Genomic DNA, 20,329 nt, shown 5'->3' with positions numbered 1-20,329 from the left:
TAACTAATAAGTAGTACAGACACGCTCTTGAGTTCTCAAACCACCACCACACCAGCCGGCTCATCAACCTCAACCGATGAGAACCAGCCGCGCTGAGCAGCAAGAGATAAACTTACACCAACCCACGCTAAAACGCAAACCCACCAAAAACAAACACCCCAAAACCATTGAAAACAAGCCAAAACACCGGCGTGTCGAAAAACGCGAAAAAGCACCCAAAAAAGCATGCTATCCAATATCGAATTTATAAAAACTTTTTAAAAAATAATAAATTTCTTAAAAAATACGCAAAAATAGGATAAAAATACGCAAAAAATCACTAACGCTCACGCGTCAACGCGCATATTAAAGATTTCTGCCAGACCTGCAATATCTGGCTCACCATATTTCGCGACCAATTGCATCCACTTATTAGCATTGTCTTCACCAAATCGCGCAGCCTTGCGACGATAAGCGTCAACTGTCAAAAAACGAGGAGGAATTGATTTGCTGTTATATTTATCCGCAACCATAACAATTTCTTGCTCAACTGTTTGCGGAATATAGTCTTCAGCAGGAAGAGGCAAATTTTGCGCAACAACTTGCTCTCGAGTCAAACCAACTCCAGTATGATTGCGCGCAAATTGCGCAACGTCCTCGCTAAAACCATTATCAATTAAATATTTATATCCGCGCAAACCGTGCAAAATATAATTCGGCCCATCAAAGCGCAATATGCCACCAGCGTTGCTACTGCCATCACTTTCAAGAACAAAATACGTGCCAATATCGTGCAACAATCCACCTATTAAAGCTGCGTATTCATCAATATACTGTTTTGGAGCTAATCCACCACTGATCGCAGGTAATGCATAACTATCTCCAACAAGCTCCTGAAGGCAATTTTTTGCTAATTCATCACGCTTACGCAAAGTATCACTCATTTGAGGAGCATGATTTTCAGATGACAAAAGCATATTGCAATGATGAGCAATTTGCCAAGAGATCGTCGATATTACAACACAATGACCGTGAATAAGCTCATAAGCGGCAGAAGATGGTGCAGTTGCTTTATGCAATTTCTCTACTTCACTAAAATCAGGTAAATTAGCGAGTTTTATCGAGTTGCAATTAAGTATGCTTTCTGCACCATTTTCCATTTTTAAGACTCTTCCTTAAGACTCTTCCTTAAGATTATTTTTTGCACTCTTTTCGTTTGCAACGCTTTTTTCAGTTGCAGCATTCTTTTCAATTGCAACGCTTTTTTCGTTTGCAACGCTTTTTTCGGATTCAACACTATTCGCATCATCTATGCGAGCAGCATCCTCCACAGCTTGCACAACAGCATGCGTAACATTCGCTGCATCGATATTTGCTACGTCTTTATTAGGCTTCTCCGCGCTAACTTTTTTTGTCTCTTTAATTGGAACTGGGCTAATTTTCCCAGTATTGGCAAGTTTTTCGTCAGCAAACATCACATTAGCAGCCGCAATATCTCGTGCATTCATAACAGCAGTTTGCTCAGCGTCAGTAGGTCTGATATCTTTCGCAACGTGAATATTAGTCTCAACTGCTGAAGCACCTTGCAAAGATTGAACTGCTCGCTGAGAGCAGTCTTCACGCTTCAAACGCGGAGGTCTGCGAGTAGAAACAAACAACGGCTGCACTTCAACAACCGGATTGTATGGAGCCAAACCAAACCATTTAACTGGCGTACCAGCAACATGCCTAATTGCATATTTCATCTTTAGAGATAACGCTCCACGCACAGAAATATTAGATTCCGGCATCAACGCTTTGTGCAACAGCACGTAACGAATTGGTCCAATATCTGGATCTGCATCAACCTTTGGATACACAGATTTTTGACGAGGAAGCTCGCCCGTGTGAGACAAATCGTGCATGATTTGGTGAAGATACGCTGGTATAGAAGGCGACACTTTAAATCCGAGCTTAATTTTTACGCGGAATAAGTAGTCAGTACCGAAATTCTCTACACAATACTCACGAGTAAACGGAGCGTCATCTGTTTCTACAGAAACAGCCCACCAAGCTCTAGCTCGCTTTGGGTGATCAGCAAAAATGGAGAAGAAGATTCCAGTATCGAGACGCTTCATTTCACGATCGGAAGTCAAATACACAATATTGTCGGCGAAATACGGAATTCTAAAATCTCCATGCAACTTATCTAGCACAGGTAAGAAATCTTTCGGCTTCATGTGCAAACGTTGCGAACGTTCGATTTTAGTTCCGTCTTTCCAAGTGACCATAATGATCAAAATTGAAGCACCAAGCAGCATAGTAAACCAGCCACCGTGCATGAATTTCGCCATAGAAGCCACAAAGAACATCATCTCAATCATGAGGAATACAATTGCAAACACGAAAGCACCAAAATGCTTCTTTTGATACCACATGTGCACTGTGAGCAAAATAGTCGTAGCAAGCATAGTTAGAGTTAAAGCTAAACCGTATGCGCCAGAAATATGCTCAGAGTCGCGGAATACCGCAAGAACTGTGATAGTGGCAACACATAGAACAACGTTCACAACTGGAATATACAGCTGTCCACGAGTTCTAGCAGGATATCGCACTTGCAAATGAGGCATCCAATTTAGGCTTGTTGCCTCAGAAACCATCGTATATGCGCCTGTAATAAGCGCTTGAGAAGCAATAATGCCTGCAGTAACAGAAAGAATAACGGCAACATATCGTACATTCGGTTCAAGCATTTGGAAGAATGGGTTCAAGCCTTCTATTGACCATAACGCTTTATCGTTTTGATTTTTCAACATCCAAGCGCCTTGCCCAAAGTAATTTAGCAGCAAAGCAACTTTAATAAATGGCCAGGTTGCGTAAACATTACCTCTACCAACATGCCCCATATCGGAATATAACGCTTCAGCACCAGTAGTAGAAAGGAAGATCACGCCCATAACAGCTAATCCCTGCACATTGTGCGTGCTAAACAGGAATTTCACGCCATAAATTGGGTTAAGTGCTTCAAAAATAGCCCAATCTTGGTCAATATTCATAACGCCAACAAGCGCAAGGAAAGCGAACCAAAGCATCACAACAATGCCAAATACTTTGCCAATTCGCTCGGTTCCGCGCTGCTGTACAGAGAAAAGTATGACGATGATAACAATCGTAATCATCATCGACAAATTCTCATTTTCTAAGAATATTGGCTTAAACACTGCAATAGTACGCAAACCTTCAACTGCTGAAGAGATGGAAACTGCAGGAGTCAGCACAGAATCTGCCAAAAACGCGGCTCCACCAATCATTGCCGGTATTGCAAGCCACGCGCCTTTTTTACGCAGAAGCGAATATAAAGCAAAAATGCCGCCCTCGCCTTTGTTGTCTGTTCTCATTGCAACAAATACGTATTTTACGGTTGTAATTAATGTGATTGACCAGAATAACAGCGAAAGCATGCCGTATATAGTTGCGCGATTTATGCTTTGTAATCCACCTTGACCTGCTAAAAATGTTTGCGCAGTATAAAGCGGAGAAGTACCAATATCGCCATAAACAACGCCAAGAGCAACAATTGCCATTCCCAATGTAAAACGATCGGAACTGGTTTGCAATTTTGCCCACCATCTACCTAACGGACCTCGTACTGCACTAGCAACAAGCTTTTCTGCTTCTTTTACCTCTTGCGCTTGCTGTTGAGCTATTACTTTGCGCTCTTCACGCGTTGTCGTTTTTTTTGACACCTGAGGAGCCTTAGTAAACGAGGCAGCTCGCAATATAGCGTCCTTAGTGCTTTTTAAGGATTTAGTGCTTTTCTCGGAATCTTTCGCGCCGTTGCGAGGATCCTTTGTACTATCGTTTGACGGTACAGCAGTGCGTGACTTAGTCATGCTTAATTGTTCCTCCATATATGAGGCTTCTTCTTGATGCCAACAAGAAGTCGCATAAACCTCACACCTCACAGTTTTATTTCCGTACTTGGATATTGTATACAACAATAGTGCATCGCGCAAAAAATATTAAAAAATCCTTGAAAATTAAGGATTCTTATATTTCTAAAATTCGTAAATTTTTCGCGTATTTTCGCGTGTAACTTTCGCTGCTTGCAATAACGATATATTTAAAACTTCAGAAAGTGTTTCTAGCGTATAAGGAACCATATAAGGCGCGTTTGGACGTCCACGATACGGCATTGGCGTTAAATAAGGCGCATCCGTTTCAACAGTTATATGATCTTTGCCAATAATTCGCGCAGATTCTCGTAATTCATCATTGCCTTTGTAACTTATAGTTCCAGAAAAACTTGCGTACCAGCCGTGCTCTTTCAATATTTCTGCTAAATCCACACCACCAGCATAGCTGTGAAATACTGTTCGCTCAGGAGCACCATCTTTTAGCAAGACTTTTACTACGTCTTCGTGAGCGTCACGATCGTGAATTTGCAAAGGCAAGTTTAATTCTTTTGCGAGCGCAATATGGTCGCGGAAAGCCTCTATTTGTGCTTCTCGCGCAGGCTCTCCCGTACGAAAGTAATCTAAACCGGTTTCGCCTATTGCAACTACTTCTTTTGGATACGCAATTACTAGCGAGCGCAAATGTTGCATAGCTTCGTCAAATGGAATATCGTGATACGGCTTATAAACTATAGGCAATCCATCAGGGCCTTTAGCTCCTTTGTGACCGTGTAATACTGCTTCGTTTGGATGTATTGCTATTGCTGCGCGAACTGAATTTTCATGCGTTTGAGCAAATTTAATCGTCGGCTCCCAATCTGGATATTCACATCCGACTTCTAGCATGTGCGAAACGCCTGATGATTTTGCTTGAGCAACTAAGTCGTCTGCAGAAGGTTCCGCTATTACATCGCGACCTTTTTCTGCTAATTCTTGATTTAGATTATGCGCAAAATCCACAACGCTAAGCATGTGCGTATGATCGTCTGCAATTGTTATTCCTTCTTGTAGCAGATTTTCCCATACTGCAGATTGCGATGCTAAAGCCGGCGCCCAATTATGTTCGCGATGATGTTTACTCATATTTTTAAGTCTACTCACAAACTCAACTGTCAATTTTTATTGCAATTATAAGTGTTTATAAAACTGTTTTGCGAATTGCATCATATTGCGATTTTACAAGACGATAATATGCTCCTCTTGCATCCATAAGCTCGTTATGAGTGCCTTTTTCAACAATTTCTCCATGATCGATTACGCAAATCAAATCCGCATTCTCAATCGTCGAAAGCCTATGCGCTATTACAAAAGATGTGCGATTTTTAAGTAATTGAGCTAATCCTGCTTGTAATGCTTCTTCTGTACGAGTATCAATATTGCTTGTTGCCTCGTCTAGAATAAGAATTCGCGGATTTGCAAGTAATACTCGCGCAAACGATATAAGCTGACGCTGGCCTGCAGAAAGAGTGGCTCCTCGCTCTTCAATCTCAGTATCGTATCCGTTCGGCAACTCTTCAATAAATTCGTGAGCATGAACTGCGCGCGCTGCATTCTCAATTTCTTCATCAGTTGCATCGAGCTTTCCGTAGCGGATGTTCTCGCGTACGGTTCCACTGAAAATAAAGCTATCTTGCAACATTACGCCCATTTGTTTTCTAAGAGATGCGAGCGTTACTGAACGTACGTCGTACCCGTCTATAGTAATTGAGCCTTCTGAAACATCGTAGAATCTAGAAAGAAGACTTACAAGAGTTGTTTTTCCTGCGCCAGTAGGTCCCACAAGAGCTACAGTAGCGCCAGGATTAATATGCAAATCAACCAAGTTTAATATTGGCCTTCCATCTTCTTCGTAACGGAAAACAACGTCGTTTACGTCTACTTTTCCTTCGATTTGAGGCAATTGAATAGCATCTGGTTTATCTACAATATTTGGCTTAATTCTTAAAGTTTCAAAAATTCGTTCCAAATAAACTGAGCATGTTACAAGTTGCGTGTAGAAGTTTCCAATATTTACTACTGGATCCCAAAAAGTAGTCGAATACCAAACAAATGCTATAAGCGTACCCGTGCTCACGTTCATTGCACCCAAGTTTGTTATACCAGCGTAATACAAAAGCGCTATTGCTGCAGTCTCAATAATTGAAGCGCCAGGCCAAAGTAACATTTGCACTCTAACGTTTCGCATCCAAGCAGTTCTTACTTCTGCTTGTTGCTCTTGGAAAGTAGCGTATGCTGTAGCTTCTCGCGCAAAAGTTTGAGTTGTTTTTACTCCTGCGATTGATTCGTGCAAATACGCATTTAAATTACTTTGTTTATTTGATAACTTTTTAGACGCTTTTCTTTGCAAAATTTGTAAAGTGCGTGTCCAAATTATAAATATTGGGAATAGCGCTAAGCTCCACAAAGCCATTCGCCAATCTATAACAAACATTGTTATCAATGTAATAATAAGCACAAAAACGTCGGAAAATACGTTAATTAAACCAGACGAAAGCGTGTCAGAAAGCGTATTGATGTAGTTTACAATGCGAATCAGGATTTTCCCGTGTGGACGCGAATCAAAATAGTCAAAAGATAATGATTGCACGTGCGTAAAAATATCTCGGCGCATGTCTTTGATTATCATCTGACCGATGCGCGTAATTGCTAAAGTTCTATACGCTAAACCGAGTTCATACAATATAATGAGCACTGCAAATACTGCAATAATTGCATATAAATAATTTACATTTTTCTGCGGCAACACAACGTCAATTAGCGTTTTTGTAATCATTGGCATTGCTGTCATAATTATGCTTCCGCTTATAACTACCATAATTACGAGTAGAAGTTTAGCAGTGTACGGCTTCATGTATTTTTTAACGCGCATAAGCTCATGCACGTTCACATGCTCTTCTTGTTCTTCATCTTCGCGATAAGTGTTTCGTTGCGCCATTTCTACTCCCCCTTCGTTTCGAATCCTGCAGATTTGCCGCTTTGCAATCCAAGCTGCTTCCTGTAAATCTCCCAGTATCTTCCGTGTGCTGCCACAAGTTCTGCGTGCGTGCCACGTTCAACGATTTTGCCGTGATCTAGCACAACAATCATGTCTGCATCTTTAACGGATGAAATTCTGTGCGCAATAGTGATTACAGTGCGCGTGCCGTCGAGTTTCTTTAGCTCTTGTTGAATATGCTCTTCCGTTTCCATATCTACAGCAGAAGTTGTATCGTCCATAATCAAGATTGCAGGATTATTTGCCAACGCTCTAGCTAAGCTCAAACGCTGCTTTTGTCCACCAGAAAGACCTACGCCACGCTCACCTACTACTGTTTCATAGCCTTCTGGCATATTCATAATAAAATCGTCCGCTGCAGCAATTGTTGCCATCGTGCGAATAGTATTATCTAATTCCTTACAATTTTCTTTAGTTTGGGTTAATCCAAAACTAATATTTCCTGCAATAGTGTCCGAAAATAGGAATGTTTCCTGCGCAACTATGCTAACTTGGTTACGAACAGTTTCTAGCGGCCATTCGCGCACGTCTTTTCCATCAATTAAAACACGACCGCGCGTAGGATCGTAGAATCTTGCTATAAGACTTACGAGAGTTGATTTGCCGGAACCAGTTTCACCAAGAATACCCAGTTTGCTCCCAGCAGGAACGTTTAAATCAATATCTTTTAAAATTAGAGAGTCTTGATCATCTGGGAATGAAAAATCAACATGCTCAAAAGTAATTTTGCCTTTGATTTTAACTGTTTCGTCAGCTTCTTTTGGATGTTTAATATGCGATTCTTGCGTAAGAAGCTTGCGAATATTCACGCATCCTGCGTTAAAACGCTGCCAGTCGTTAATAAGCCATCCCGCCATTCGTACCGGCATGTGAAGCATCCAAAGGAAGCTGTTAAAAGTAACGAATGTGCCTAATGTCATGCTGCCGTTTAAAACAAGCCATCCGCCGAAACCAACTGTTATAAGCTCGAGCATAAAACCCATGCCATCAAGCCACGGCATGTATTTTTGGGTGTTTTTTGCAAGCGTAATATTGCGATTAAAATAGTCTTCGTTACACTCGTCGAATTTTTTAGTTTCGTAATCTTCGCGCACAAAAGCTTTTACTACGCGATTACCCTCGATATTTTCTTCAACCATTGAATTCATGCGCGCGAAGGATTCGCGAATTGCAAGGAACTTCGGTCTAGCTTTTTTGCCCATAATTTTTGCAAGCAGGAACAAAAATGGCGTAATTGCCATAAGTGCTAAAGCGAGCTTCCACTGAATTGAAAACATTATAACTAGCGCAAGCACGAACATTACTACGCAATCTAACGCCATATATGAAACCCAACTTAAAATATGGCGAATCGCATCCGTATCCGACGTCATTCGGCTCATAATATCGCCTGTGCGCGTGTGATTAAAGTACGTAAAGTCCAAAGAGTGCAGCTTCTCATACTCGTCGCTTACAAGGCGGTACACGGCGTTTTGGCCGAATCTTTCCATTTGAAGCTGGTAAATATATCTTGAGCCAACGCGAATAATCATCATTGCGACCATTAAAACGCATACGCTTATAAGTAGATTATGCTGTTTGCCAATAATGATTTTGTCTACAATAAAGCCCGAAAGCAACGGCATTGTCATTGCCATTGTGTCGTTAATTGTAAAAAGTACAAGCGATACGCCTACTCTCCACATGTCTGGCTTGCAGTATTGCAATACCCAGCGCACGTTACTCGCGTCTTTGCGTTTATTTGGATTGACATACATGCGCTGTTTTCCCCTTTGCTCACACAAATAAAAAAAAATAAATCAATAAATAATTTTACATACAAAAACAAAAACATGCGGCGCAAGTCAAAACATGTGTTAAATGTCAAAAGATAAAAAGAAGCCCGGCGAGAAGAGAAACCCGCCGGGGCAGAGAGAAAGAGAGAAGAAGGTTTCAATTATGGGGTTCGCGAACGAACCTCGCTAATGGCGAACCATTAACATCTGTTAGTATAGCTAAACATTCGTCCAAAGAAAAGAGTTTTTTCCTTAAAATTTCCTTAAAATATTTTCTTTTAGAGAAACGTTCGCTAGGTTTTCTAATTTTACAATTTATTTATTGAAAATTTCAACCTATTCCCCACTATTTTCCAAAGATTTTTTTGCAGCAGCGAGTCTTTCTGCCTCGACACGCTGACGCTCAGATAAAGCAGATGCGAAACGCTCAAGCTCCTCCTCAACTGCTTCTTTTGGAATCTTGGCAAAAATAGGACTTGGCTTAGGCACAGGAGTACCTGCTACCAACTCCTCACTCTCCCAAGGATGAACAGTTTCTCCCAAGCGATAATCGCCCGTAATAATCGGATACTTAAAGTCTGGATTATCCAAATCTTCAACTTCTTCAATATGAGGCAGAGGCGAGAATACGCCAGTTCCACCAAGCGCTTCCCAAACTTTTTGAGCTGCATGAGGCAAGAACGGCGCAAGAAGATGATTGGCATCCGAAACAGCTTGAGCTGCAACATGCAACACAGTACCAAGGCGCGCCTCATCATTTTTAATCTTCCAAGGCTCAGTTGCGGAAATATATTTATTAATATCCGCAACTACTCGCATTGCTTCAGCAAGAGCATTCTTCTGACGATGGCGCTCAATCAAACTACCAACCAAAGCAAAAGCATCAGAAGTTTGATCGAGAAGAGCGCGATCCATTGAAGTCATAGAATCTTCATCAAGAGGAGGAATTGCGCCAAAGTTCTTATTAATAAGATTTGCAACACGGTTGACAAGATTACCCCAACTTGCAGCAAGCTCTTCGTTATTGTGACGCACAAACTCAGCCCAAGTAAAATCTGCATCAGAATTTTCTGGACCCGCAATAGAAATGTAGTAACGCACAGCATCCACAGGGTAACGAGCCAAAATATCCTTCACATAAATCACAATTCCGCGTGAAGAACTGAACTTCTTGCCTTCCATAGTCATGAACTCAGAAGCAACAACCTGTTCAGGCATATTCAATGGACCATAAACGCCAGCTTCGCCACCTTTAGAACCGGCACCATTGTAAGCAAGCATTTCTGAAGGCCAAATCTGAGAATGGAAAGTGATGTTATCTTTGCCCATAAAGTAGTAGCCAGGAGACTTAGGGTCACACCACCAATCACGCCATGCATCCGGCTTACCTTGACGACGAGCCCATTCAATAGATGCAGACAAGTAACCAATAACAGCATCAAACCAAACATATAAACGCTTATTTGGATTATCAATCCATCCTTCAACAGGAACAGGAATGCCCCAATCAATATCGCGCGTAATAGCTCGCGGCTTTACTTCATTAAATAATCCAAGCGAGAAATTAATAACATTCGTGCGCCAACCTTCGCGAGAATGAAGCCAGTTAACATTCGCTTCAGCCAAAGCAGGTAGGTCTAGGAAATAATGCTCAGTTTCTTCAAAGCGCGGAGTTTCGCCATTAATTTTAGAAACTGGATTAATAAGCTCATCCGGATCAAGCTCATTTCCACAAGCATCACATTGATCGCCGCGAGCACCATCTGCGCCACACAATGGACATGTGCCTTCAATATAACGATCTGGCAAAGTACGACCAGTTGAAGGAGAAATAGCAACCTTCTGGGTGCCCTTGTAAATATAGCCGTTCTTTAAGCATTGACGGAACATTTCTTGCACAACATGCTCATGATTTGCAGTGGTAGTACGCGTGAATAAATCGTAGCTCAAACCTAAATCGCACAAATCCTTAGTAATCACGCGATTATAACGATTAGCAAGCTCTTGCGCAGAAACGCCTTCCTTATCTGCTTCAACCAAAATAGGTGTGCCGTGCTCATCCGTGCCAGACACCATTAATACGTCATTGCCTTTCATGCGCTCGTAACGCGCATACACGTCTGACGGAACCCCGAAGCCTGCGACGTGACCAATATGACGAGGGCCGTTAGCATACGGCCAAGCAACATTCACCAAAATATGACTCATAGACAATTATTATCTTGTTCAACGCGGACAGTAGATAAGAACATTGCAAAACGAATCCCAAATATACAAGAAAAACACGCTGAATAACAAGCCTCATACGAGTTCATCCACATATCCACAAGTTATAAAAGCAGCCTGGAATTGAAGCAAATATGAACATAACCTCAACTTATGCACTACGAAACTTATCCGCTACAAAGCATGCATTACAAAGCATTCGCTAGAAAATATGCGTTAGAAAAACATGCATTAGAAAAACAACAATATGCGCGATACGCATTGTAAATAGTCGCGCTAAAAAATAAATACGCAGAAAGAAAGGATTGAGGAAAATTGAAAAAACAACAAAACATACGCGATTTATTGGATATTTGCGAAGAAGCACAAACGCAATTCCCGGAATTACTTGACGACAACCATTTACCGGGCCCAATGTGCATGAAAAAACTTTCTCAAATTGGCGTATTCAATAGGCTTGATTTAAATGCAGGATATTCAAATAAAACAGCTACTTCCACTCAAGGAAGAAGCAATATTGTAAGCAATCTTATGCCTACAGAAAGCATAGCCTGCTTATTTACTGCAGCATGGGTTTGGATAGGAGGCAATTTTCCTGAAAATATAGATGTTATTGATTACGGGCATAGAAGAAAAAAGCCGCACGGCCATGCAATACGCGCATTTCGAAGACACTTAAACAATGAAGAATACGTGATACTTGGAAAAATTAGAATAACAACGCCAGAACGAACAATTTGCGATTTAGCGTACACTCCAAGCGAAAACGAAGAGTACGAACCTTATAGAAAAGATATTGCTCACTTATTGATATCTAAATACAGCATTGACTTGCGAAAATGCAAACGCACTATTGACAGAAACCCATATTTCCCAGGCTCAATACATGCAAGAAATTGGATACGAAACATTGCGAAAGAAGCAAACAAACCATGGAAATGAAGAACTCTTATGCAAGTAAAACAAACAGCCCTCCAAAACCACCTATAATACTCACGCCATCTGTTGCTATCGACCCTGCAACAAAAACGGAAGTGCTATGGTATATCGCGCAAAAAATACCGGAACTTCGCAAATGGATTATTGCAAACCCTTCAGCAGACGCGCAAATTTTAGAATATATTTCTCAACAAGGCGGGCCTGACGTTCGTTACAGTTTTGAAGTGCTATTTTCTGCGTATGACAGCAATGAATAGAAAGCAAAAAATAGTAACAAAAAGCAAAAATCTTACTTTTGATCAGGTTTATGCTCAAGACAAGATGCGTAAACTTGCTTACGATTAGCAAAAGATCCGTCAGCAAACGGATGCTCTTTTACTACTTTCGTAATGGCTTCTTTTATGCGCAAGCCTTCAGATTCTGCACATTCAAGCGAAAGCTTTGCAAGAGCATCAATGCTTAAATCTGTGCTTTCAGACTGCACTTCTTCGTCACTTGCACCACCGATAACTAAAACTATTTCACCTCGAGGAGGATCCGCTAAAACACCATCGTGAATACTTTGCACAGTTCCACGACGAATTTCCTCAAAATCTTTTGTAAGTTCACGACATAACGCCATTGGACGATTAGAGCCAAGTACTGCCAATATGTCTTCCATTGCTTCTGCAATACGATGTGGAGCCTCATAAAATACTATTGTTCGTCGCTCGGCTTTAAGCGAGCGCAAATGTTGTTGACGCTCACCAGATTTACGAGGCAAAAAGCCTTCATAACAGAAGCGATCGGTTGGCAATCCAGAAAGAGCAAGCGCATCTAAAACTGCACTAGGACCAGGCGCGCAAGTAACAGGCAAATCGCGCTCTATTGCACGTCGAACAACAGCAAGACCCGGGTCGTTAATTGTAGGCATACCTGCGTCTGAAACAACAAGAACAGTGCTGCCCTGCTCAACTTTGTCTAGCAAACCATCTGCCTTGTTGCGCTCATTATGATCGTGATATGCGATTACGCTACCAGAAACATGTACGCCAAGGCGATTCGCTAAATCATAAAGCCTACGCGTGTCTTCAGCAGCAACAATATCAGCAGTTTCAAGAAGATTAATTAATCGTGCAGAAGCGTCTGACATATTTCCAATAGGCGTAGCAGCTAAAACAACCTTACCTAAACTATCTTCTTCGTTACACATCTTGAATCTCCTTATAAAACTTCTTAAAACTCTACACGAATTTATAAAAGAACGCACTTACAAAGCGAGGTATTTGATTAGAATTATGCTTAGTGTAATTGCAATATAAGCGAAACGAAAAGAGACACTATGAAGATTATAAATCAGAAAATAAAAAGTATAGATGGAAGCGATGCGCAGCTTATTGGATATATTTTAGACGATAATTTAGATAGCGAAGGCTTGCAAAACCGTCCTGCAATTCTAATTTTGCCAGGCGGAGGTTTCTTGCGCGTCTCGAATCGTGAAGCAGAACCTGTTGCTATGAAGTTTGCTGCAGAAGGATTCCACACTTTTGTGTTGCGATACTCGCTTACTCCAAGCACATACCCAACTCAGCTTTTAGAAGCCGCAGAAGCGATGAGCTTAATCCGCAAAAACGCAAAAGAATGGCACGTAGATGCGCAAAAAGTTGCAATTATTGGATTCTCCGCTGGAGGGCATGTGGCTGCAAATCTTGCAACTAGCGTTAGCGACGAAGTTGAGGAAGCAAACGGGTATGTTGCTGATGACGTGCGTCCAAATGCTCTTATGCTCGCATATCCTGTTATTTCTGCTGGAAAATATGCGCATAAGCCAACGTTCGATCGTCTATTTGGAGAAGTTAGCGACGAAGAGCGAACTGAACTTGTCAATAAACTTTCGCTTGAAAATCACGTGGACCGCAAAACTCCACCTGTATTTGTATGGCAAACCGTTACAGATCAAACAGTTCCAGTAGAAAATTCAATAATGTTTGTGAACGCTTGCGTTGAAGCTGGAGTAAGTGTTGAAGCGCACCTGTTCCCTAAAGGACCGCACGGCTTAGCTTTGGCAGTTAAAGAAACAGCAAAACGCGACGAAAACGGAAATGTGCTTACTGAATTTGTGCAGCCAGAAGTTCAGCAGTGGGTTAAGCTTGCTTGCGATTGGTTGCATCGCACTTTTGCGTGCTAATCAACCTGCCTTAGTGCTTTGTTTTAGATTCGTTACATTTGCCTCATAAATGAAGCAAATGTAACGAAAATCAGCCTAAAAACGTTACATTTGTCTCGCGATTAAAGCAATCACACGATTTTTGGCATTGGAGTAGTTAGTGAAGATGTGAGATTTACTTGCACAACTCCAGCTCCAGCGTGAACTTCCACTTTCTTCAATGTCACAGTGCGCTCTTCAGCAGGCTTATGATCGTCGTCAGTCATAGTTGCAGGAGATTTAACAGCAACTAGCGCAAGACTGTTAAAATCAACGCCAGCATTCGCGCACAAATCCTCAGCTGCGGATAACGAATCTTCAAAACCAGCTTTTTCAATCACACGTTCAGTTGGAACACCGTAAGCTTCTGCACACAGCAAGTTAACGCGATCCAAAAGCGCTTGACCTCTGCGACTTTCTGGAACTTTCGTTTCAACATCATCAGTTATTGCAGACACAAAATCGTCAAGCTGATCTGCCAAACCATCTCCACCATCGCGGAATAAATTGCCAACAATCGGCTTTCTGAATCCTAAAGACTTAGCTTGTTCCAACAATTCAGGCACTTGATCATCCTCGCCTTCCCACAAATTAATCAACGGGAACGTAGGGATATTAAGAGATTCCAAACGAGAAACATGGAATGGGTAACGCCAAGCCAAAGTTTCGTCATCTCGCCAAGTAGTTGCGCGAGTAACTACAACTGCAGCGGCAGGCCACTTTGCACCAAACTCGCGAGCAGCAATATCTAACCACTTTTGAGCACCAGCATCCGTACCATAACCTGCTTCTACAACCACAACATCATGCTCGGCGCAAGCCATTTCAACGCTTACAAGGCTTGGAATACCAAGCGAAACGTTCGCAAACGGACCACAATGGACGTAGATTGGAGAACCATTAATCGTCTCAGTTTTTGCAGGCTTTACAGCGTCGGCAAGAATATTTGTAATTCGCCACAAATCCACAAACTCGCCAAACTTAACAGGCTTACCGTCTTTTGTACCAGCAATCATTGAAGAAACACGATTAGAAATCTCATCCATACTGCGCGACAACACTACGATTTGCATGAGCTCGCAAGTTGGCGTCAAAACAACGCGCTCAGGAACAGTCCCCTTGCCAAAATCAACAGCAATGCTTCGCAAAGATCGCGAAGGAACTTCACTAACTCGAGGAACTAAAATAGTATCAATAACACCCTCGTCGACTGCTTTTTCCGCAAACGACACAAGCAAATTCTGCGCGCAAGCAATAGCAGCCATTTCACCACACAGACCCCAGTCAATTAGTTCAGGGTGAGAAAGCGAAGACTTACCGCCACCACTCGCGCCACCTTTAGAACCAGCGGCTGTAATGCCCATGCTCGGCTGACGAAGAACTGCAGCTGCGTCCACACCGCGCTCACGCAATGCATCAACTAACGCAATAGTTGTAGTTGTTTTACCTTCTCCGCGAGAAGCTTTTAAAGGAGTATCAGCAGTAACAAGCAGAACTTTACCGCACTTCCTAGGCTCCTCTGGATGTTGCTTTAAATAATCCAAATAGCCAAAGGCATCAATTTTTTTAACCAAACCGAATGTTGTAGTGTATGAATCAAGAATGCTCATGTACCCCTCTTTCATAGGCATATTGGCACAACTATGCATGCGGATAATGTTAATTACATGATTCATACTATACGATTGTTTGCTCGTAGCATAGGCACCACACGCAATATCTATACGCGCTATTAGCAACGTCTATAGCAAAATAACAAAAGATAACAAAATGCCTTCCGCATGAAATAAAAAGTTCATTTCTTAGGAAGGCACTTGAGTTATTAAATTATTTTCGTAAGTTTTTCTGTATCAATTTACGAAAACTTATTTAATTGCATTTCAGTGATCGGAACGATTAAAACCATTCTTCATACGCATGCTAGTGATGTACAGCACTGTGTCAAGCAAAGAATCGGTTTCTTTCTTCAACTTTGCTGCCATATCGTCATTCGCTTCTGCCAAAGCCTCGCGCACTTTGTCGTTACGAAGCTCTGCAATAATAGCTTCAGGATCGCGAACTAAATCATCGTAATCTTCGCCTTCATCACCTTCACGCTCTGGCTCGTAATCAGCCAAATCAACGCCAAGAATATCTGCCACGGCAGCATCCGTAGACTTAACCATTGCGTGGCCAAGGGAACCGACAACTTCCTGGTAGCGTTCGATCGCGTTTGCAGTGTCGTTAAATGCGGCATCAGCAAGAGCTGCAATAATACGATTCTCCCAATAGAAGTTTTCGCTTGTTACGCGAGTAGTCGTATCTTCCAAATACTTTGGAGTGCGATTTACGTTTGGATAGAACGGGATCAAAGAATTGAAAGGATTAGAACCGTAAGTAATCCACTGAATTGCACGCATTGCTTCCGGCATGTAAGGGCGGATTTGCATTACAGCAAGCTCGCTTTGACGGTTAATTCCGATTGGACGCAACATGTGACGAGTATGCTCATCTCCAAGCTTGCCGTAAGGATCATACTCAGTGCCCTGATAGTGAGAGCTCAAAACGTACTTAACGTCTTCAATTGTTACCTTACGCTCAGGCTGGCGAGCCCAAGGAATATCGTTGCTGTCCGGACGATGGTCAGCATCTTTACCATCCCACACTTCGTCATAAGGATTCAAGAAGCGCTCCATAAACCATGCGCGAGGAGTGTTGTAAACATGATCAGAATCCGAATGAGAGCCGAATGCATCGCGCGGATTGAAAGGAGAAGCGTTTTCCACAGACAAATCCAAGTGATTTTCTTCAATAAACTCAAGCAAATCAGCCGAGCACATATGCTCTTCTTGAGCATCAAAAGCATCGTCCAAATCAAACTCGTCAATTCCAAGCTGGTTTGGCATAACAACATAAGCTTCATCTGGCACGCGCTTAGCAATCCAATGATGACCGCCAACAGTTTCGAACCACCAAATCTCGTTCACATCCGAAAACGCAACGCCGTTCATCTCGTAAGTGCCGTACTTTTCAAGCAATGCACCCAAACGCTCAACGCCTTCGCGAGCGCTACGAATATAAGGCAAAACAAGCGTTAAGAAGTCTTCTTCACCAATTCCACCCGGCACTTCCGGCTTATAGTCAGCATCTCCAATTTTGCCTTGTTCTTTTTGAAGCTCAACCATTGGGTCTGCGCCTAACACGCGCTCGTTGGATGTGAGCGTTTCAGTTGCGCTCATTGCCACGTTTGCTTCGTTAACGCCAGCTTCTCCCCAAATTCCTTCGCGCAAGTCTGCATTTGGCACGCTTGTGTATTGCATTGGATTATCCGGCAACTCAACTGTTACGTGGCTAAGAACAGACTTATAAACGCGAGGCTGATCTTCCGGCTTTACTACCACTAAACGTTTTGGATTAAACTCGCCATTTGCTGAGTCTTCATTGCGCGCAATAAGTGTGGATCCGTCGTAACTTGCTTTTCGACCAACAAGAATTGTTGTGCATGCCATATTTGCATCCCCTGTTTTTAGATTTTATATTTTATTTTTATATTTATTACTGTTTGATTCTAACGCTTAGGCGTTAACTGCTCCCATAATTGGTTGCTCTAGCGCTTGCGTTTAGGCTTTACCAGTAAGGAACATGCCACCAGCGTCTACACCTGAAGTTACGTTTCTCACTTCGCGCAACAATTCATTCATATAGAATCCCGGCTTAAGGTTTGGCAAAGGCTTTTCTGTGCCAAAAACTTCAAACATATATTCGTGATCTTTATCAGGAGGCTGAGGGCCGTTGTAACGCATAGTAATTGCTGGATCATTGCAACCAATAAATCTGCTTGCTTGCGAGTTGCGTCCTTGAAGAGCTTCCGGAATCATAGAAGTCATTGTGCGAGAAAAATCTTCCGGTATTTGCAAAGCGTGAGAATCGTTAAAATCAAACATTAACGCTTCAACAGGCACGTTTGCAGCAGTCCAGTGAATCCACTCAAAACCGCATACTGGGATTGCGTCGTCGTCAACAAAACGCCAATGCAAATAATGCACGAAAGATGGCATATTATCAACGTAAAACGGGAAAGAAACTACCGGCACTCCACTGATCTTATTCTGCTCCGGCGCAGCTTTAGAATAATCATCCGGAATGGTAGTGAAATCTGTAGAAATATTCATAATTTAAGTATCTACCATTACACAACACTAATCAACTGCGCGAGTAACAAATAAACGCAACGTTTGTGCAATCTAATTATTCAAGCGGATCGTGGCGCTCAAGCAAAAAACACTACAGAAACAACGCTAACTGCATAATTTGACGGTCAATATAAAACGTGCGCCCAGAAAAATCTAAACTGGGCGCATTAACTAAAATGTAATTTTTTTACCGTACTCTATTTATTTTGTAACAGCCTCCTCATGAGTTTCAGCAGCCTTAGCTGCCATAGCTGCTTTCTTAGCAGCACGCTCTTGCTTCTTAATTTCTTCAATGAACTCAGCATGCTTTACTGCAGGAAGCCAGCCAGTGTTAACAACCTTAACCTGCCATACCCAAGCCAAGGCAAACAGAATAACAGCAACAATAATCAAGCTTATAGCGCCAACGCCGGCACCGAGGTGAGCGAAGTTACCCACAACAGTACCAATCCAACCAAAGTCAGCATCGCCGAAGGTGGAGTTTGCCAAGCCGAAGGAACCCATAACAGTAAGCAATACTGCTGGAAGGAATGTAATAATTAAACCGTTAATAAAACCACCGAGAATAGCACCACGACGACCACCGGTTGCATTACCAAACACGCCTGCACCACCACCATCGAAGAAGTGAGGCACCATTCCTGGGAGAATCAATGCCAATCCCCAAGCTGGACCCATCCAAATTGCAATAAGTCCGAGAGCTACAAGACCTCCAACGAAGGAAGACAAGAAGCCAATAAGAGAAGCATTAGCACCGTATGGGAATACGATTGGAATATCCAATGCTGGACGAGCGCCTGGAACGACCTTGTTAGCAATACCCTGGAATGCAGGAACCAATTCACCTAAAATAATACGAACACCATAAAGGATGACACTAACACCAATTCCAAATTGCAGAGCCTGAGCAAAAGCCGCCATGTAGAAGGCACTATAATCCGTAGGGTGAGACGCGAAAATCTTGAAGAGTTCCTTTACTGGCAACACAACTGAAGCCCACACTGCGAATACCAAATACAGCACAACCATCAACAAAGTCGTGGAGACCATTGAATCACGCAAGAAGCTCAAACCCTTAGGGAAGTTGATATCTTCAGTAGACTTAGACTTCTTACCAACAGCAGCACCAACAGCACCAGAAACAATGTAGCTTAAAGAGTTAAAGTGACCGATCGAGAGCTTATCACTACCAGTAATACGGTTCATAAAAGGCTGCGCAAAAGCTGGCAGAACAACCATAACCGTTGCCATAATGACAGAGCCGACAATAACAATAAGCAACTGGTTGCCTGCACCAAAACCAACGGAAAGAACTAGAGCCAAAAGCATAGACATAAACACCATGTGGTGACCAGTCAAGAATATGTACTTCAAAGGAGTAAAGCGTGCAGCAAGAAGCATAAGAACGAAGCTGAGCACAATAATGTATGCAGAAGTAGCACCGTACTGACCTGCAGCCTGAGCAGTAATAACCTCATTTGTAGGTACAACACCATGAGCACCAGTAGACTTCAAAACCAAGTCACCAAATGGAGCAAGTGCGCCAACAACAACGCCAGCACCTGCACCCAAAATGAGATAACCCATAGCAGCTTTTAAGCCGCCTGCAATCACTTGTCCTGCACTACGCTTGAGTGCGATAAGACCGATTGCCGCAATAATACCAATCAAATAAGCCGGCACATTCAAAATCTGCTGACTTATGAAATTTAAAACCTGAACTACAATGTTCATCTTATTTCCTTCTTTTTATTTAGAAAAGCGAATAGCGCATGAAATAACAGTACGACTATGCCAAAGCAGTAAGCACGTAATCAGCATAATCAAACGTTTATTTGTTACACATAATTTATGCGTAACGCTCAAGCACACCCTTTACCTCTTCAACATCCATGAAATTTTCAATTGTTTCTACAGGAGTGGTAGTGCCCTCAAGCTCTGGAGCAAGCTGAGGAGAAGTGAGCACAAGATCATTCATATTGGCAGTACCTTTTGCACTTCCAGCATCGGAAGTAGTAACTGTAACATCAAGACCTAAGTCTGCTGCCGCAGCCTCAACATTGATTTTTAAAAGTACAGACGTGCCAATGCCGTTTCCGCATACACATAGAATATTCATAGAT

At 42.3% G+C, this 20,329-nt stretch carries 16 protein-coding genes; 3 read left to right on the top strand and 13 right to left on the bottom strand.

What is annotated here, in order from left to right:
• Positions 1-35: 35 nt before the first annotated feature.
• The 7 genes from AC1EKT_RS05845 to metG form a co-directional block, all read right to left on the bottom strand.
• The gene (locus AC1EKT_RS05845) at positions 36-182 is read right to left on the bottom strand and encodes a hypothetical protein (protein ID WP_162861153.1); all 147 of its coding nucleotides are present in this window, start codon (positions 180-182) and stop codon (positions 36-38) included.
• 144 nt (positions 183-326) lie between these two features.
• Positions 327-1,139 (bottom strand): HD domain-containing protein, encoded by an 813-nt coding sequence (locus AC1EKT_RS05840; RefSeq protein ID WP_421784961.1) that lies wholly within the window; start codon positions 1,137-1,139, stop codon positions 327-329.
• 15 nt (positions 1,140-1,154) lie between these two features.
• Positions 1,155-3,851: a KUP/HAK/KT family potassium transporter gene (locus tag AC1EKT_RS05835; protein WP_415689955.1), complete on the bottom strand. Its 2,697-nt coding sequence runs from the start codon at positions 3,849-3,851 to the stop codon at positions 1,155-1,157.
• Positions 3,852-4,016: 165 nt separating this feature from the next.
• A complete protein-coding gene (locus AC1EKT_RS05830) occupies positions 4,017-4,997 on the bottom strand; it encodes a TatD family hydrolase (RefSeq protein ID WP_481616201.1) in 981 nt (326 codons plus the stop codon).
• A 55-nt stretch (positions 4,998-5,052) separates the two neighbouring features.
• On the bottom strand, positions 5,053-6,849 hold the full coding sequence (locus AC1EKT_RS05825; protein ID WP_415687691.1) for an ABC transporter ATP-binding protein: 1,797 nt from the start codon (positions 6,847-6,849) through the stop codon (positions 5,053-5,055).
• Positions 6,850-6,851: 2 nt separating this feature from the next.
• Positions 6,852-8,666, bottom strand: a complete 1,815-nt coding sequence (locus tag AC1EKT_RS05820; protein ID WP_415687689.1) for an ABC transporter ATP-binding protein — start codon at positions 8,664-8,666, stop codon at positions 6,852-6,854.
• A gap of 354 nt (positions 8,667-9,020) precedes the next feature.
• Positions 9,021-10,892 (bottom strand): methionine--tRNA ligase, encoded by a 1,872-nt coding sequence (gene metG, locus AC1EKT_RS05815; RefSeq protein WP_481616200.1) that lies wholly within the window; start codon positions 10,890-10,892, stop codon positions 9,021-9,023.
• 333 nt (positions 10,893-11,225) lie between these two features.
• Between metG and AC1EKT_RS05810 the strand changes: the two genes are divergently transcribed.
• A complete protein-coding gene (locus tag AC1EKT_RS05810) occupies positions 11,226-11,852 on the top strand; it encodes a hypothetical protein (RefSeq protein WP_415687685.1) in 627 nt (208 codons plus the stop codon).
• A complete protein-coding gene (locus AC1EKT_RS05805; RefSeq protein WP_421784957.1) occupies positions 11,843-12,106 on the top strand; it encodes a variant leucine-rich repeat-containing protein in 264 nt (87 codons plus the stop codon). The genes AC1EKT_RS05810 and AC1EKT_RS05805 overlap by 10 nt, the downstream gene beginning before the upstream one ends.
• 32 nt (positions 12,107-12,138) lie before the next feature.
• On the opposite strand, the gene rsmI is transcribed toward AC1EKT_RS05805, so the two are convergent.
• Positions 12,139-13,041, bottom strand: a complete 903-nt coding sequence (gene rsmI / locus AC1EKT_RS05800) for a 16S rRNA (cytidine(1402)-2'-O)-methyltransferase (RefSeq protein WP_119527538.1) — start codon at positions 13,039-13,041, stop codon at positions 12,139-12,141.
• A gap of 129 nt (positions 13,042-13,170) precedes the next feature.
• Here rsmI and AC1EKT_RS05795 point away from each other — a divergent pair, with 129 nt between their 5' ends.
• The gene (locus AC1EKT_RS05795; RefSeq protein ID WP_415683099.1) at positions 13,171-14,016 is read left to right on the top strand and encodes an alpha/beta hydrolase; all 846 of its coding nucleotides are present in this window, start codon (positions 13,171-13,173) and stop codon (positions 14,014-14,016) included.
• Between the two features lie 110 nt (positions 14,017-14,126).
• Here the strand turns inward: AC1EKT_RS05795 and AC1EKT_RS05790 are convergent, their stop codons facing one another.
• The 5 genes from AC1EKT_RS05790 to AC1EKT_RS05770 form a co-directional block, all read right to left on the bottom strand.
• On the bottom strand, positions 14,127-15,644 hold the full coding sequence (locus tag AC1EKT_RS05790) for a formate--tetrahydrofolate ligase (protein ID WP_415683116.1): 1,518 nt from the start codon (positions 15,642-15,644) through the stop codon (positions 14,127-14,129).
• Positions 15,645-15,914: 270 nt separating this feature from the next.
• Positions 15,915-17,522, bottom strand: a complete 1,608-nt coding sequence (locus tag AC1EKT_RS05785) for a C69 family dipeptidase (RefSeq protein ID WP_481616199.1) — start codon at positions 17,520-17,522, stop codon at positions 15,915-15,917.
• 111 nt (positions 17,523-17,633) lie between these two features.
• The gene (locus AC1EKT_RS05780; RefSeq protein ID WP_101886199.1) at positions 17,634-18,185 is read right to left on the bottom strand and encodes a YbhB/YbcL family Raf kinase inhibitor-like protein; all 552 of its coding nucleotides are present in this window, start codon (positions 18,183-18,185) and stop codon (positions 17,634-17,636) included.
• Positions 18,186-18,407: 222 nt separating this feature from the next.
• The gene (locus AC1EKT_RS05775; RefSeq protein WP_391496046.1) at positions 18,408-19,940 is read right to left on the bottom strand and encodes a PTS ascorbate transporter subunit IIC; all 1,533 of its coding nucleotides are present in this window, start codon (positions 19,938-19,940) and stop codon (positions 18,408-18,410) included.
• Between the two features lie 115 nt (positions 19,941-20,055).
• Positions 20,056-20,325, bottom strand: a complete 270-nt coding sequence (locus tag AC1EKT_RS05770; protein ID WP_004104746.1) for a PTS sugar transporter subunit IIB — start codon at positions 20,323-20,325, stop codon at positions 20,056-20,058.
• Positions 20,326-20,329: the final 4 nt, after the last annotated feature.

The organism is Bifidobacterium sp. C0047B3 (genome assembly GCF_056590535.1).
Note: the sequence above shows the minus strand (reverse complement) of the source record. Positions and strands in the feature narration are given on the sequence as shown.

Bases quoted from the DNA above. Each gene is read 5' to 3' on its own strand.
- AC1EKT_RS05840 (WP_421784961.1), bottom strand. From the start codon at position 1,139: ATGGAAAATGGTGCAGAAAGCATACTTAATTGCAACTCGATAAAACTC.
- AC1EKT_RS05835 (WP_415689955.1), bottom strand. From the start codon at position 3,851: ATGACTAAGTCACGCACTGCTGTACCGTCAAACGATAGTACAAAGGAT.
- AC1EKT_RS05830 (WP_481616201.1), bottom strand. From the start codon at position 4,997: ATGAGTAAACATCATCGCGAACATAATTGGGCGCCGGCTTTAGCATCG.
- AC1EKT_RS05825 (WP_415687691.1), bottom strand. From the start codon at position 6,849: ATGGCGCAACGAAACACTTATCGCGAAGATGAAGAACAAGAAGAGCAT.
- AC1EKT_RS05820 (WP_415687689.1), bottom strand. From the start codon at position 8,666: ATGTATGTCAATCCAAATAAACGCAAAGACGCGAGTAACGTGCGCTGG.
- metG (WP_481616200.1), bottom strand. From the start codon at position 10,892: ATGAGTCATATTTTGGTGAATGTTGCTTGGCCGTATGCTAACGGCCCT.
- AC1EKT_RS05805 (WP_421784957.1), top strand. From the start codon at position 11,843: ATGGAAATGAAGAACTCTTATGCAAGTAAAACAAACAGCCCTCCAAAA.
- rsmI (WP_119527538.1), bottom strand. From the start codon at position 13,041: ATGTGTAACGAAGAAGATAGTTTAGGTAAGGTTGTTTTAGCTGCTACG.
- AC1EKT_RS05795 (WP_415683099.1), top strand. From the start codon at position 13,171: ATGAAGATTATAAATCAGAAAATAAAAAGTATAGATGGAAGCGATGCG.
- AC1EKT_RS05790 (WP_415683116.1), bottom strand. From the start codon at position 15,644: ATGAGCATTCTTGATTCATACACTACAACATTCGGTTTGGTTAAAAAA.
- AC1EKT_RS05785 (WP_481616199.1), bottom strand. From the start codon at position 17,522: ATGGCATGCACAACAATTCTTGTTGGTCGAAAAGCAAGTTACGACGGA.
- AC1EKT_RS05780 (WP_101886199.1), bottom strand. From the start codon at position 18,185: ATGAATATTTCTACAGATTTCACTACCATTCCGGATGATTATTCTAAA.
- AC1EKT_RS05775 (WP_391496046.1), bottom strand. From the start codon at position 19,940: ATGAACATTGTAGTTCAGGTTTTAAATTTCATAAGTCAGCAGATTTTG.
- AC1EKT_RS05770 (WP_004104746.1), bottom strand. From the start codon at position 20,325: ATGAATATTCTATGTGTATGCGGAAACGGCATTGGCACGTCTGTACTT.